We start from the raw sequence: 18,692 nt of genomic DNA, 5'->3' as shown, positions 1-18,692 counted from the left end.
TCATGGAAATGATACTAACAACGATTTTTCAGTGATCAATGATCGCCTTTTGTTTGTCAAGCAATTCAATGGTTTTATAAAAATTAAACAAATCTTAAGTTATATGATGTTAACGTTTTTTATTTTAGCAAGCTGGATAAAATCGAAGTCCAAATAGATATCAATTAGATTACTCATTTTACTTAATTATATGGCAACATTTTTACCCTCGAAATTAAATCAGAAGACACATTTTCCTAAAAGATTTAAGTTTTTAATTGTTTTATTTATTCTAAGTTTTGGGATTTCTCAAAATGTAATGTCTCAAGATGCTTTTATAACCAATAAAGGTGATGCTGATATTTGTGCTGGTGACGGCACGAGTCTACAGATTATTATTGGAGCTAGCGTCGGACCCTATACAGTTGTTTATAAGGAAGGCACTACCTCAATAGAGATTGCGGATTACAATAGTGATGGAGACCCTGAAAGTCCAAGCTATGGTGGAGACGCAATTCCAATTAATCCTGCTGTAACTACGGTTTACGCACTTGAAAGTGTTCAGGATAGATTTGGAACATATCTTCCGGTTGATGCAACGACTCAATCCATTACTGTTCATCCACTTCCAACAAACTTGACTTTGACCAATCCTCTGTTATCTGTTTGTTCAGGGGATGACTTTACTATTACCGCTACGGCGGAAGGAGCCGAACGGATCGAAATATGGGACAGTCCTAAAACAAGTAAAATTGACAACTTGCCATATGTTGCTAATATTATTTCGGATACCCAGTATACATTAGTTGCTGTTAGCGATCAGGGATGTGTAGTTGATCAACAGGTTGAAATTGTTGTTGATGATGAAAATCCTACTGCCATCTGCAAGAATATAAATGTTTATTTGGATGGTTCGGGGAATGCAAGTATAGTTCCTGCCGATGTTGACAATTCATCATCGGATAATTGTGGTATTACAAATAGAACCTTAAGTAAATCTGCATTTACTTGCAGCGATTTGGGTGAAAATAATGTAACATTAACGGTATTTGATGGAGAAGGAAATTCAGGTTCATGTACAGCAGTTGTTACTGTTTTAGATAATATCAACCCATCGATAAGTGGAGCTGCAACCAATGCTGATGTTGCTACTTCAGGTTCTGCTTGTGAGTATACGATTGCAGATAACTCCTATGATCCAACATCATACACCGATAACTGTGGTGTAATACGACTTACTTATTCCATAAATGCTGGTGCGACAGTAGGAACAGATAATACAACCAGCTTAAATGGTGTTGCTCTGCCCAAAGGGATCAACAATATTATTTGGACAGCCGAAGATGCCAGCGGAAATACTGCGCAATGGTCTTACACGATTACAGTGAATGATGAAAAGGCGCCTGAATTTTCAAATTGCCCAGGTGATCAAAACCTTGAGATGACCAATAATTCATGTGATGCCTTACTGCCAGATTATAAAACTCTTTTGAGTGTAACGGCTACTGACAATTGCAGCATTGAAGGGAATATTACCTATAGTCAGAATCCTGCTGCTGGAACTTTAATAGGTGGTGGGCATGGAGCTACGCAAAGTGTAAGTATTTATGCCGAGGATGAAAGTGGAAATCAGGCTTCTTGCACATTTACAATTACTTTGGTCGATTCTCAGGATCCTGAGATTGTAAATTTACCTGCAAATATATCAGTAAATAATGATAATGGATCGTGCGGAGCATTAGTGAGTTGGATAGAGCCAAGTTCCAATGATAATTGCTCTGGACATAGTATCTCACAAACGGCAGGCCTTCCCAATGGTTCACTTTTTCCTATAGGTGTAACTACGATAACTTATACGGCAATCGATAATGCAGGTAGAACTTCAATTGAAAGTTTTACGATTGCAGTAGCAGATAATCAGAATCCAAGCATTCTGAATATGCCTGCAAATGTGAATCAATCGAATGATAATGCAGTGTGTGGAGCCATAGTGAGCTGGACAGCACCTACTTCTGTTGATAATTGTGGTGGGCATAGTATTGCTCAAACAGCAGGGTTAACAAGTGGATCAAGCTTTCCTATTGGAGAATCTACCATTACCTATACTGCCACAGATGCTTCAGGATTGACAACACAGGAGAGTTTTACCATTACTATAGTAGATTCTGAAGATCCGACGATAATAAATTTGCCGGAAAATATTACTGTAAGCAATGATGCAGGAGAGTGTGGAGCATTGGTGAGTTGGATAGAGCCAAGTTCCAATGATAATTGCTCGGGACATAGTATTTCACAAACAGCAGGACTTTCCAATGGTTCTCAATTTCCTGTTGGACTAAGCACGATTAGTTATGAGGCAACAGATGCAGCGGGCAATAAGTTTTCGAATAGCTTTACAATTACCGTAAATGATATTGAAAAACCAGTTGTTCAGAATTGTCCTTCGAATATTCTAAGAACAAGTGATGCAGGTGTATGTACTGCAAATGTATCATGGACAGAACCATTAGCCAGCGATAATTGTACATCAGCAGACAATTTGGTTTGGACAAAATCTCACCAACCGGGCGATGAGTTTTCGGTGGGTGAAACGGTTGTAACTTACACAGTTACCGACGAAAAAGGAAATGTAAGCGAAGCGTGTAATTTTACGGTTACAGTTGCAGATAATCAGAAGCCTATTATAAGTAATTGCCCTGAGGATATTTCTGTAAATACAAATCCTGGTGTTAGTACAGCACTTGTAAATTGGACTGAGCCAACAGGTAGCGATAATTGCAGCGGAACATTAACATGGAATAAATCGCACACACCGGGAACATCATTCCCAACTGGCAACACTACAGTAACTTATACATTAAGCGATGAAGCTGGAAATACAAGTGCAGTTTGTTCTTTTGTAGTGAGCGTAAGCGACAACGAAGCACCAGTTGCATCATGCAAAACAGTTACGATCTATTTAAATGAGTCGGGACTGGCCAATTTACTTCCCGAAGATGTTAATGATAATTCATCGGATAATTGTACAGCACCCGAAGACTTGATCTTGTCATTGAGCAAAACTTCATTTAGTTGCTCTGAGATTGGCGTAAATGAGGTGACTTTAACAGTAAAGGACGAAGAGGGAAATCTCAGCACTTGTACAACGAATGTTACTGTTGCTGATAATGCTGCCCCAGTGATTACGGCAACTTCCGGAACGATTTCAAAATCAGTGAATACCAATTCTGGTGATTGCTTTTATACTGTAAATGGAGCTGAATTTGATCCTATTGTAGCAGATAATTGTGGAGGTGAAATTTTATCCTATACAGTAAGTGGAGCAACAGATTTAAGTGGAAATGGAAGTCTGGCTTCTCAACATTTAAATAAGGGAGATAACCTGGTTACCTGGACGGCTAAGGATGCAAGTGGCAATATAGCAGCGAGTTCGATTGTTTTTACAATTACTGTTGTGGATAACCAAGCACCAATTATTTCTGCAACTACAAATAAAAACAGGGGAACAGATACCGATTGTGGTTATACTGCAAAAAATGGTGAGTTTGATGTAAGTATTACAGATAATTGTGCTGTAACTAGTCAAACCTATACAATTAATGGAGGAATGCCAGTAGTTGCAACAACTCTGAATAATGTGGTTTTTGAAACAGGAACCAATCGTGTGGTTTGGACTGCAAGCGATGGAGTGAATACCAGCACCAGAACTTTCCAGGTAACCGTTGTTGATGACGAAGCACCAATTATTTCTCAAATTACAGATATTGTACAAAATGTTGATGCAGGAAAATGTGAAGCTGTGGTTAGCTGGACTGAACCTGACTTTTCAGACAATTGTCCTGGTGTTAGCATGTCACGAATTCAAGGACTTCCAAGCGGAAGCATATTTTATCCGGGAACGTATAAAATTATTTATCGCGCAATTGATGCAGTTGGTTTGGTAACTGATATGTCTTTTAATGTAACCGTTGAAGATCAAACGCCGCCAGTGGTTAATTGTCCTTCAAGTACAGAACTATCTCCATTCGTGCGTAACGCGGATAACGGTGTATGTTTCTATACTGTACAAGGATCAGAATTCAATCCTACCGTGTCGGACGAGTGTAATGTGTTAGTTACGAATAGTTTCGATGGAACTTCGACTTTGGAAGGAAAACAAATTCCAACAGGAGTTCATGAAATTATTTGGACAGCAACAGATGGGATTAATTCATCGACCTGTTCAATTTTTGTAACTGTTGAAGATCATCAGGATCCAACATATACTCAACCTTTAGGTGATCCGGCAAATTCATATGCTTATAATTTTGATACAGATCCAGGTCAATGTTATTTTACCATTTCAGGAACTGATTTTGATTTAGGTAATGTATCTGATAATTGTAATACCCAAACACCAACCTATGTAATTACAAAGAATGGAGAGGAAGTATTTACAGGTAGTAATACGTTGGCGAATTTACAACTGCCTAAAGATAATGAACATCCTTATGCTATCGTTTGGACACTTTCAGATGTAAATGGAAATTCAGTTGTTTCTTCACCATTTAATATTACCATATCAGATAATCAGGCTCCGTCTTTTGTTTGTTATGGAAATGAAATTCGCGAAATGCCGACGGATGCTTGCGAATATGTAATTGTTGGAACGGAATTTGACCCAAGCGAATTGGTCGACAATTGTGATAATGCAAACGAACTAACTGTTTCGTATACTTTAAACGGAGAATCGGGTGGTGCGTCAACCAGCATGGCTGGTGTAACACTGACAGGTGGTGTTCATAATGTAGTTTGGACAGTAACCGATAAAAGTGGAAATAGTGAAACCTGTAGTTTTCAGATTACTGTGAGAGATGTAAGCGCTCCTGTGATCACAATAGTAGACGATCAGGTGAAAGATTCACCTATTGATAAATGCTCTTACAAAACGGTTGGAACGGAGTTTGACCCAAGTGCAGATGATAATTGTACCACCTTTACTTTGGTAAATAACCAAAACAACACATCAACACTTGCAGGTTTTGAATTTCCCGTTGGAGTAACCATCGTAGTCTGGAAAGCAACAGATGCTGCAGGTAACATTTCAACAATACAATATCAGGTAACAGTAAATGATGTAGCTAAACCTGATTTTACCTTAACGGCAAGTGCTTCAAAATCAGCGTCGGCTAATCATTGTTATTATACAGTTGTAGGTGATGAATTTGATCCTAAGGCAATTGTTGATAACTGTACGCCAGATAATTTCTCTATCACCAACAATTGGAATGGTTACAAAACGCTTGCCTATGAACAATTTCCAGTAGGAGATACAGAGGTAGAGTGGACCGTAAAAGATTATTTTGGCAATGCACAGAAGAAAACCATTACAATTACAGTAGTGGATGATACAGATCCTGTGATCAATTGTCCTACTGATGATTACCTGCGTGTAGTGGATCAGGGACAAACTTATTATACAGTTGGAAATGGAGAGTTTAAACCAGTTGCTTCAGACAATTGCAACTATACTTATACCAACAATTTAAATGCTAGCTCGAGTTTAACAGGAGAGAGGTTAAGTCCTGGAAATCATGCAATTGTTTGGACTGCAACAGACCATTCGGGCAATACCACAAGTTGTACCGTTAATATAGAAATCGTTGAAGATTTGTATCCAGCAATAACATGCGTTGGAGATCAATCAGTTTCTAATACTTCAGGACAATGTAGTTATACTGTTGCTGGTACTGAATTTGACGCAAGTTCAACTACTACGGGAGCAACATTAATCAATAGCTATAACAATTCTTCTTCACTTGTTGGCGCAGAATTCCCACAAGGAACAACATTGGTAACCTGGACCGCTTCACGTACTATCGATGGGCAGGATTTTTCTAATTCTTGTAGTTTTTATGTGACTGTAAGAGACGAAGAATTTCCTACCATAACAGCTCCTGAGGATATTACGGTAAATACAAATTCAGGCTGTCGTGCTACTGTAACATTAGGTACGCCAATCGTATCAGATAATTGTGGAGTAGATTGGGTTAGAAATGATGCTCAATCTTCTTATTCATTAGGTGAAACTACGGTAACATGGCGAGTGAGAGATATTCATGGAAATATCTCCTCCGCAATTCAAAAAATTACCGTATTGGATGATGACGCTCCAAGTATTGACTGTCCGTCACCTTCTGACTTATGTCGTCAGGTTGATGAAGGACAAAACTATTATACAGTAAATGGCCATGAATTTGGTCCTTATTACAATTCTGATTGCTCTGGAATAAAGAGTGTTGAGAATGATTTTAATGGAACAGCTTCGCTTGATGGAGCTCAAATTCCAGTGGGGGAAAATACCATTGTTTGGACAGTAACCGATAATGCGGATAACATTGCTACCTGCACAATTACAGTTACTGTAAATAATGATGATCCACCATCGGTTACCTGTAGAGGAGATTCACGGGTAAATACCGATCCTGGAGTCTGTACTTATACAGTTCCAGGTACCGCTCTAGACGTTAGTTCTACGGCAACTTTAACTCACAATATTCAAACTACAGATTCGGAAGCCACACCTTACGCTCCAAATGCAAATACTTTACAAGGTGCAATTTTTCCAAAAGGTACAAGCGATATTATTTGGACAGCAACCGATGGTGGTGATGTAAACAATTGTTGTGCTTTCACCATTACAGTTACTGATAATCAGGCTCCTGTAATTGATTGGCCTGCAGATGTAAACCTTAATGTAGATGCCGGTTCGTGTATTGCATCTGGTGTCGATGTAGGTACTCCTTCGGGAACAGATAATTGTGATGCTCCATTGGATCTTACTTACTCAAGAAATCCATCGGGCAACAATTTCGATGTTGGAACTACAAATGTTTACTGGACAGCAAGAGATGCAAGAGGTTTTGTTGTAAATCATACACAAAAAATAACTGTTGTAGATGATATTTCTCCAGTTATTGATTGCCCAACAAATACATACTACAGAGAGTTTAACAATTCACAAGTTACCTACTATACAGCAGTAGGAAGCGAGTTTAGACCTGATGTAGATGAAAATTGTAGTTTGTCATCTTATCGAAATGATAGAAATAATTCTGGTAATCTTAATGGAGTACAATTAAATATAGGCGATCATGCAATTGTTTGGACAGCTACTGATGTTTCAGGAAATTCTGATAATTGTACAGTAAATATTACCATTGTCGATTCATTCGATCCAATTTTAGATTGTCCTTCCAACTTATATGAACATACCACATTGGACGCTTGTTCTTATACACATTCAGGTAATACACTTGATGCTCAAATTACAAACTTATCAGTAATTGCAGGAAGAACACTTGTTCATAATATCCAAACAACAGATTCGGGTATTCTTCCATATGCACCAAGTAATACAAGTCTTAATGGAGCAGTTTTTCCAAAAGGAATAACTACAGTAACCTGGACAGCTAAGCAAACCATTGGTGGTAATGAATATTCTAATACTTGTTCAAATCAAGTGGTTATTACTGATAACGTTGCACCTGTAATCGATCCACTACCAGTAAATATTACAGTGAATATCGATCCGGGAACATGTATAAGCACAATGGTTTTGACAAATCCGATTGCAACAGATAATTGTACCGCGAGCGGTGATTTGGTAATTACCAATGATGCACCAACCCCGTTCTTAATTGGAGAAACAAAAGTAAGATGGACCGTTACGGATGAGGCTGGAAATACAACAGTTCACAACCAAACAGTTACTGTAGTTGACAATGAAGGACCTATTATTAGTAACTGTCCTTCAACAATTACAGTGCAGGCTTCAGGAGAAAATTGTCAGGCGATTGCAAATTGGCCTGCGCTAGCGGCAACCGACGATTGCAGTGGAGTGAAGAGTTTTACATCTACTCATTCGCCTGGTAGCTTGTTCGATGTTGGGACAACTGCTGTTACCTATACTGCAATTGATAATAATGATAATGTGTCAATCTGTACATTTAATGTTGTGATTACTGATGTGAATCCAAGCATTTCATGTATTGCTAACCAAACAAGAAACACAAATTCAGGGAATTGCTCGTACCTGGTGTTGGGGAATGAGTTCGATCCAACCGCTTTTAGCGATAACTGTACAATTGCATCGGTAGTTTGGAGTTTTACTGATGCTGAAACAGGATTAGAGCGAACAGGTGCAAATACTCTATCTGGTATTGAAATTCCAAGAGGATCCGGAGCAGGAGCAACAGGAGAAACAGTAATTACCTGGACAGCTACAGATGCAAATGGAAATGAAACTTCATGCTCATTCCTTTTAACAATTGAAGATCATGAAGCTCCGGTTATTGCAGTTCCTGGTAATCAAACTCGTAGTACCGATTTTAGGAAGAATTACTATACGATACAAGGTAGTGAGTTTGATGATGTTACTTCCATTGACAATTGTGGAATTGTAACCAAATTGGTAAATGAATTTAACGTTGCTACTTTGGCAGGTACTCAATTACAAATGGGGGAGAATACCATAACTTGGTATGCTGAAGATGACAAAGGAAATAGAAGTGAAGCCAAATTCTATGCTTATGTAGTAGACACTGAAGGTCCATATGTAGGAACAGCGGCTTTGAATACAACCGTTCAAACCTCTGGAAGTTGCGAGGCTGTTGTAAATTACATAGCTCCGGTATTTAAAGATAATGTTACTGCAGATGAGAATATCGTTGTAACAGTAAGTCCTGCCACAGCTATTCCTGGTGGAACTTTTGAAGTGGGGATAACCGAAGTTACCTACATGGCGGTTGACGCAGAAGGAAATCAAGTGGTTCATTCATTTAATATAACTGTCGAAGACAATGAAGCTCCAACAATTGCATGTCCTTTGGGTTCTCCGTTTAATAGGGATGCAGATCCGGGAGAATCATATTACCTGACACAGGGATCTGAATTTGATCCTACTGCCAACGATAATTGTACAGCAACCCTTAGTAACAATTACAACAATAGCAACACCCTTGCAAATGCAACCTTCCCAGTAGGAATTACAGATGTAGTCTGGACGGCTACCGATAAGGCTGGTAATTTCTCAACTTGCACCATTCAAGTGATTGTAAGTGATAATGAGGCACCAGTTATTGAGAACTGTCCAGATGCAAGTGTTGCTAAAGATGCTGATATTGGAGCTTGTTCATTCGAAATTCCTGGTGCTGAAGAAGATCCTTATGGATTTTCAGACAACCAAGGACTTAAAAAATTGACCTATCAAATTGGTTCAAATCCTGAAGTGGGATCAGACTTAACAACCACTTTGGCAGGAATTAAAATCCCGGTAGGAACAGATGCAGAACCAACAACTACTGTGGTTTGGAGACTTTATGATATAAGTGATAATGTAAGTGCAACATGTACAACAGTGTTCACGATTACAGATGTTGAAGTTCCAAAGATAACAACCGTTGCCAATCAAACCAGGAATACAGATGCCGGGAAAGCATTCTATACGGCTTTGGTAGCAGACAATTGGAATCCTCTTGTGACTGATAATTGTGATGTTGAAAAGATTACTTATAATATAGACAATACAGGAGAAGTAGGAACAGATCTTACAACAAGTATAGAAGGTGTACAATTTTCAATTGGAACCCATGAAGTAGTATGGACAGCAACGGATATCCATGGCAATATCAATACCGGAAGATATTTGGTGAAAGTGGTGGATGAGGAAGATCCGATTGTAAACTGTAACACCATTACCGTTCAGTTGGATGCAGATGGTAATTATAATTTAGATAGCGATGATGTTAATGCATTGGCAAGTGGTTCTTCGGATCCAACGGGAATTGCTTCTATTCAAGTGACTCCAAATAGTTTCTCATGTAACGATGTTGGAAACAATACTGTTGTAGTAACGGTTACTGACAATCACGGTAATATTTCAAGCTGTAATACTGCAGTTGTAATTTTGGAAGATGCAACGCCTCCAAATGTATTGTGTAATGATATAACTATCCAGTTAGATGTGCTTGGACAGGCAAGTATTCTTGCAAGCCAGTTGGATGGAGGTTCTACCGATGCCTGCGGAATCCAAAGTGTATCAGCAGCCAAAACTACTTTTGACTGTTCCGATGTGGGAGCAAATACTGTTACTTTAACGGTAACCGATGTGAATGGAAATTCAGCAAGCTGTGATGCAACCGTAACAGTTCAGGACAATATCAATCCGATTGCAGTTTGTAATCCAATTACAATTTATTTGGACGCCAATGGCAACTATATATTAACTGGAACTGATATCGATAATTTATCTTTAGGTTCATCAGATAATTGTAATTTAACTAAAACTGTAACGCCAAATATTTTCAGCTGTGCTGATATTGGAGCTAATTCGGTTACATTACGAGTTACCGATCCTCAAGGAAATTATGATGAGTGCAGCACTACTATAAATGTTGTTGATAACACGAAGCCAATTGTTTTATGTCAGAATATAACAGTTGAACTTGATGCTTCAGGAAATGCAAGTATCACACCAGAACAAGTTGATAATGGCTCAAATGACGCTTGTGGAGTAAACTTGAGTTTAAACAAGACAAACTTCGATTGTTCTAATATTGGGCCAAATACTGTGACTTTAACTGTTTCCGATAATAATGGAAACAGTTCTTCATGCGATGCAATAATTACCATTGTTGATAATATTGCTCCAAACGCAGTTTGTAAGGATATTACTGTACAACTTGATGCTTTTGGTAATGCAAGTATAACAACCGATCAGATTGATAATGGATCTACAGACAATTGTAGCAGCTCACTAACATTTAGTCTCGATAAAACCAGTTTTACATGTACGGATATCGGAGAGCAGATTGTTACTTTAACAGTAGAAGACGAATATTCAAATTCTGCTACCTGCACGGCCAAGGTAATGGTAGAGGATAATATCGCGCCAAATGCAATTTGTCAAAACATGACAATTCAGTTAGATGTTAATGGAAATGCCAGCATTAGTGCAGCGGATATTGATAATGGATCTAACGATGCCTGTGGAATTGCAAACCTGGCCATAGATCAGACTAATTTTGATTGTAATCATATTGGAGCCAATACAGTAATTCTAACGGTAACAGATAATAATGGTAATGTATCTACATGTGAAGCAACTGTTACAATAGAAGATAATGTAAAACCTACGGCCATTTGTCAGAATATTACTGTTCAACTGGATGCTGATGGAAATGCAAGTATTACTCCGGCCATGGTTGATAACGGTTCAACGGACGCATGTGGTGTAAACCTTGCTTTGGATATTACTAATTTTGATTGTAATGATATTGGAGCTAACACTGTTACATTAACAGTTACTGATAACAATGGAAATGTATCTACATGCACATCTACGGTAACAGTAGAAGATCTTGTAAAACCGAATGCTATATGTAAGGATATTACAGTGCAACTGGATGCTTTAGGAAACGCAAATATCACTGCAAATGATATCAATAACAATTCATCTGATGCATGTGGTATTGCTTCGATAAGTATTGATAAGTCAACATTTAACTGTTCAAACGTAGGTGGAAACCTTGTTACATTAACAGTTACCGATAATAATGGAAATGTATCGACATGTACATCAACTGTAACTGTTCAAGATAATATTGCACCTTCTGCTATTTGTCAGGATATTACAATTCAGTTAGATGCAACCGGTAATGCTTCTATTGTTAATGCAGATATTGATAATGGTTCAAGCGACAATTGTAGCGTTGCTTCATTAAGTTTGAGTCAATACAATTTCTCATGCGAGCATTTGGGCAATAATGTAGTTACTTTAACGGTAACAGATGTGAATGGAAACACATCTGCATGTGATGCAACGGTTACAGTTCAGGACCTTATCGCTCCTGTAGCCCAATGTAAGGATATTACAGTGTCTTTGAATCGTCAAGGAAATGTGGCAGTATCTCCATCTCAGATAAACGATGGATCAAGTGATAATTGTTCGATTACCATGGAAATTTCCAAATTGGAATTGTCTGGATATGTTCCATTTGTAACTTATACTTGTTCCGATCCTTCAACACCAACAGTTTATTTAAAAGTAACTGATGCTGCAGGAAATACGGCAACATGTTCGGCTACATTGACAATTGTAGATGATCAGGGACCTACTTTAGATGATTTAACAGATAGAACAGTTACTACTGATCCAGATGAGTGTTCATATACGCATGGAGATGATCTGTGGAATCCAACAGATAATTGTGGTACTGTAACTGCTATGTCTTATTCTTTATCAGGAGCAACTATAGGTACTGGAAATACCTTAAATGGTGTTGTCTTTAACAAAGGCAGAACTACTGTAACCTGGACAGCTTCAGATGATCATGGAAATAATGATAGAGTAACTACTTTTGATGTGGTAGTTTCTGATCACCAGAATCCAGAATTTACTTCTTGTCCGGCTAATATGTCGAAACTTGCATCTAACGGAGTTACTTATGTAACAGTATCGGATATTCCTGCTGCATATTACGATGATAATTGTGCTGTAACGAAATTCGATTGGGAACTGACAGGAGCTACAACTGGATCAGGAACTGATAATAGTCCGCTAAGCGGTACAACAAATCCTCTGAATGGTGGTGATTACAACATTGGTACAACAACTCTTACATATACCGTGTACGACGATGCTGGTAATTCAGCATTATGTGCCTTTACAATCACAGTAAATGCGAGTGGAGGATCTATTGTAACGAACAAAGGAAATATAACAACCACAGAAGATAAAGGTTATGAAGATTTCACTGTGATATTGAAATCAGCACCAACAGGAACTGTTGTAATTGATGTTGCCAGTGATGATTCAGGAGAAGGTACTACTGATAAAAATAAATTGACATTTGATGCTTCTAATTGGAATCAACCTCAAACGGTTCGAGTAACAGGTGTTAATGATGATGTTGATGATGACGACATCGCGTATAATATCAGTTTATCTGTTAACAAAGCAGAAACCGATGATTTTTCAGGCTATGAGCAGGCTACTCCAACTTATGTGAATGCTGTGAATCTTGATAATGATGAAGCTGGTGTAAGCGTAACTGTAAATGATAATAGTACCAATGAGGATGGCAGTTTAGGTTCATTTGATGTTGTCTTGGATACAGAGCCAATACAAAATGTAACAATTACACTTTCCTGCGATGATTCTACCGAAGGAAATATTCAAGGTTCTACAATATTGACTTTTACACCTTCCGATTGGAGTGATGCTCAGACTGTTACTATTAAAGGTGTTGATGATGATATTGATGATGGTAATGTAATTTATAACATTAATACAGGAAATACATCTTCCACCGATCCAAAGTATGCTAATTTGTTAGTTGATAACGTTAGCATGACAAACATAGATGATGATACTGCTGATTTTATTGTAACTCCGTTGACATTAACTACTAATGAAACAGCTCCTGGCTCAGGAACATTTACTGTAGTACTTACTACTAAACCAGCCACAGATACAGATAATTATAATGTGGTGATTAATCTGGCAAGTAGTGATGAAAGTGAAGGTACAATTGACAAATCTGTGCTAACCTTCGATCATACAGATTGGAATACCCCACAAACTGTTACGGTAACCGGAGTGGAAGATGTATTGGTTGACGGAGACATTCCTTATTCAATCAACTTATCTGTTGATAGAACAAGTACGAGCGATCCAATATATAAGGATGTTGCTAAAGTTGAAGATCCACCGAATGTAAATGTGATCAATTATGACAATGATGCAGCGACTATTTCGATAAATGATGTTTCAGCATTTGAAACCAATAGTGGAACAACCGACTTTATTTTTTCAGTAACTCATTCAGGAGAACAAGTAGTAGGCTCATATCAGGTCTCCTACTATACTCAAAATGGTTCAGCAAAATCACCTTCTGATTTTACCGCAATAGGGGGATTGTTAACTTTTGATGGTAATCAGTTGAATGAGATTAAAACATTAACCCTAAAAGTGAATGGAGATCTTGCACTAGAGCCTGATGAAGCATTCCAATTAGTACTTGGAAATGTGAATCATTCGGGTCGAAATATTTCAATTGATCCAGCAGGAAAAGTAGGAACAGGAACTATTCAAAATGATGATACTTCTGAATTGTCTATTTCTGATCCGACAATTACAGAAGGTGATTCAGGTACAAAACAGCTGGTGTTTAATGTAACGCTTAGCAATCCTGTTGAGTTAGGAGTAACGGTTGATTACGCAACGGTGGATGGAACTGCTACGACTTTTAATGGGGATTATACTGCTCAGTCAGGTACTCTAACATTTGTTGGTACGGCAGGAGAAGTTCAAACCATTAGTATTCCAATTCATGGTGATGAGATCGTTGAGTTAGATGAAACTTTTTCAGTGAATTTGAGTAATGCCAAGGTCGATGGTAATGTTGATCCTTCTATCAGTATCTCTGCTACCGAGGGAGTAGGAACAGGTACAATTACAAATGATGATACAGCTACCATTTCCATTGCAGGATTTACAGTAGATGAATCCATTGGAACGGCCGACTTTACAATTACAATGGATAAAGCCGTTCAAGATGAATTTACAATTGATTTTGCTACTTCTGATGATTCAGCGAAAAATGGTTCTGATTACACGGCAGTTTCAAATTCAGGAATGACATTTGGAGCAGGTAATAGTTTAGTTCAAACAGTTTCAGTTGATATTTTGGATGGCAACATTGTTGAGCCTATAGAAATAGTAAAAGGAACAATTAATAATAAAGTTGATGCCAAAAATCAGGCAGTAATATTCTTTGGCGGAGGTTCTTCAGTTCAGGCTGATGGAACAATTCTGGATAATGATGTAGCTACTGTAGCTATCAATGATATGAGTGTTGCAGAATCGGCAGGTACAGCAACCTTTACTGTTACGATTACTGGTACGGTCCAAAATGACTTTACAGTTAATTATTCAAGTGCTGATGATACTGCAGAATCGCCATCTGATTTTACAGCAATCAGCTCAACTGAATTAACATTTGGAGGTTCTAATAATAATGTTCAAACATTTACTGTTGACATTATTGAGAATAACATTGCGGAAGCAACCGAAACATATCATATTAATCTATCTGGCTTGAATACAAATGGTCAGACTGGAATTAGTATTTCCGATGCGCAGGGCGAGGGTGAAATTACAGATAATGATATAGTCAATTTGGTTCTTAGCGGATTTAATGTAACGGAAACAGATGGTTCACAAACTCAGAATTTCCTGGTAAGCAGAAATATTGCTTCTCAATCTCCAATTTCATTGTTGTTTTCAACTGCGGAAAATACTGCTAAAGGAGGTAGCGATTATTCAGCACAATCTAATGCAGATGTAATATTAATTGCAAATTCAATAGCAAATACAAATATTCCTGTTACTGTATTGGGTGATATCATTGCAGAACCAACAGAGGATTTTACAGGTGCAATTTCATTGAATACCTTAAATGGACAGCAAGTAACAATCACAACAGCTACAGCTACAAGTATTATCAATGATAATGATGAAATGCAAGTTAGGTTAGAAGATAAAACAGTTACTGAAACCAATGGAACACAATCTGTAAATTATCTTGTAAATACTAATATAGCAGCTGAAAAAGACGTTGTTTTGAGCTTTGAGACTTCTGATGGAACAGCAAAAACAACAACAGATTATACAGCTCAGACTGGAACAGTAGTAACAATTCCAGCAGGTAGCACATCTGTTAATATTCCAGTAGATGTTCTGGGAGATCTTGTTTTGGAACCTCAGGAAAGATTTAATGGATCAATCAACTTAAGCAATGACAATAGTCAGCAAGTAAACATTGTAGACGCAAATGCAGAATATACAATCAACGACAATGATGCGGCGAGCATAACCATTGCAGATGTAAGCGTTGATGAGGATGTTGCAGGTGGCTTGGCTACATTCACTGTTGTCTTAACAGGAAATGTACAAGATGAATTTACTGTTGATTATTCAACTAGTGATAATGCAAGTGCAGTTGCAGGTTCTGATTACACTTTATCAGCAGGCACATTAATATTCCCTGCTGGTTCTGTTAATGGTACTAGTAAATCATTCACTGTTGCCATTAATAATGATAATTTAATTGAACCAACTGAGACGTATACGATAACACTTAGTAATATTACCGGTGGTTTGGTTACAATTTCGGATGCAATTGCCACAGGAACGATAATAGATAACGACAGTGGAACGATTAGTATTGATGACGTGGAGGTTTCAGAGGATATTGCGAGCGGTGAAGCAGTGTTTACCGTAAGTTTAACAGGAACTATTCAGGATGAATTAACTGTTGATTTTACAACAAATGATGGAACAGCTCATGCACCAAGTGATTATACCACAGTTTCCAATACATTAACTTTTACTGCGGGTTCATCCAATACGACCCAAAGTATTACGATTCCAATTATTAATAATTCAGTTGCCGAATCAACAGAGAATTATAATATAGATTTAATCAATATTGTAAGCAGTGGAAATGTAAGTTTTGCAGATAATCAAGCGGAAGGTACAATTACTGATGATGACGAGGTTACTGCCATAAATCTGATTGGATTTACAAAACAGGAAACCAACTCAAATATTACCCGCAATTTTGTTGCAAGTATGAATATTACGGCGCAATATCCGGTGGTAATCAGCTTTACAACAATTGAAGGGACTGCCTTAGCAGGAAGCGATTTTACATCACAATCTGAAGTTGAATACACAATCCAACCTGGTGACTTAATTGTAAATATTCCAGTGGAAGTAATTGGTGATTTGGTGAACGAACCACAGGAATCATTTACAGGTAAGATTAAAATTGTAGAAAAGAATGGGCAGCAAATTACATTAGGAAATGATACATCAATAGGAATTATAAATGATGATGATAATGCAATTGTGTCTGTTTCTGGGTTTACAATTAATGAATCAGCTGGTACTGCAGAATTCACAATCGAATCTAATCGTACGATTCAGAATGCCATTTCAGTAGAGTTTGAAACGATTAATGGTACTGCCTCGTCAGGTTCTGATTTTACTGCAATAGCTCCTACCATATTTAATTTTGGTGCTACAAATCCTATCAGCCAGACCGTAACAGTTAATCTGAATAATGATGATGTTGTAGAACCATCGGAAAATTTAATTGGTAGACTTAGTAATTTGATTTCGAACGGTCAAGATATTTCATTGGCTGGCGAAGCTTCTACGACGGAAGCAATAGGTACCATTACAGATAATGATTTGGCAAGTTTATCAATTAACGATGTAATTGTGAATGAATCAGATGGGACAGCAACATTTACAGTAAGTCAAACTGGTACAGTTCAAAATGATTATACTGTAGATTATGCATCAGCAAATTCGACAGCTATAGCGCCTTCAGATTATACTGCTATTCCTACAAGTAAATTAACATTTGGAGGATTAAACAGTTCTTCTCAAAGCATTACTGTTGATATTATCGGAAATAATATCGCAGAGCCAACAGAAGAGTATTATATCAATTTGTTTAACCTATTTGTAAATGCTCAAACAGGAATTTCCATTTCAAAACCGCAAGGTATTGGAACCATTACCGATGATGATGCCTATACAATTAGCCTGGCAGGATTCACAGTAAGTGAAACTGATGTAAATGCGAATCACAATTTTGTGGCGACCATGAGTGGCGAGGCGCAAGAAAATGTAGTAATCAATTTTACTACTACAAATGGTACTGCAACGGCAGGTGATTTTATTGCACAATCATCTCAGACCTATACTATTCTAAAGGGAACAACAAGTGTTGATATTCCTGTGGTAGTTATTGGTGATCTAAAATTGGAATCTACAGAAAGTTTTACTGCAGAAATTGAAGTTAATAGTGCAAATGAACAACAGATAACTATTGATAGTGGAAATGCCACGGCAACTGGAATAATTAATGATAACGATGTTTCAGAGGTAAGTATTGCAGCCAATGATGATGAAGCAGGTGAGCCAAATAACGACGGACAGTTTACGGTAAGCTTGAGTAATCAATCGGATGTAGCAACAGTAATTGCTTACACAATAGGTGGAAGTGCAACAGCAGATGAAGACTATACAGCTTTATCAGGCAGCATTGAGATTCCTGCCAATACAAGYAGTGGAACCATTGATGTACTTGTGATTGATAACAACATCCTGGAATCAGATGAAGAGGTAGTTGTTACTTTAACAAGTATTACATCTGGAGATSCACAAATCAGCATTGGAGCAAGCAATACAGCAACAGTAACAATTTCTGATGACGACAGTTCAGARGTAAGTATTGCAGCCAATGATGATGAAGCAGGTGAGCCAAATAACGACGGACAGTTTACGGTAAGCTTGAGTAATCAATCGGATGTAGCAACWGTAATTGCTTACACAGTAGGTGGAAGTGCAACAKCAGATGAAGACTATACAGCTTTATCAGGCAGCATTGAGATTCCTGCCAATACAAGTAGTGGAACCATTGATGTACTTGTGATTGATAACAACATTCTGGAATCAGATGAAGAGGTAGTTGTTACTTTAACAAGTATTACATCTGGAGATCCACAAATCAGCATTGGAGCAAATAATACAGCAACAGTAACAATTTCTGATGACGACAGTTCAGAGGTAAGTATTGCAGCCAATGATGATGAAG

1 protein-coding gene is annotated in these 18,692 nt (G+C 37.8%); it reads left to right on the top strand.

Translation table 11 applies throughout. From position 1 onward, the window contains the following. Positions 1-190: 190 nt before the first annotated feature. Positions 191-18,692 (top strand): HYR domain-containing protein (locus ELS83_RS03820; protein ID WP_171594206.1); only part of this gene is annotated, 18,502 nt, incomplete at its 3' end.

Source organism: Marinifilum caeruleilacunae (genome assembly GCF_013141825.1).
GTDB lineage: Bacteria > Bacteroidota > Bacteroidia > Bacteroidales > Marinifilaceae > Marinifilum > Marinifilum caeruleilacunae.
This window is presented reverse-complemented; position numbering and strand designations above follow the sequence as displayed.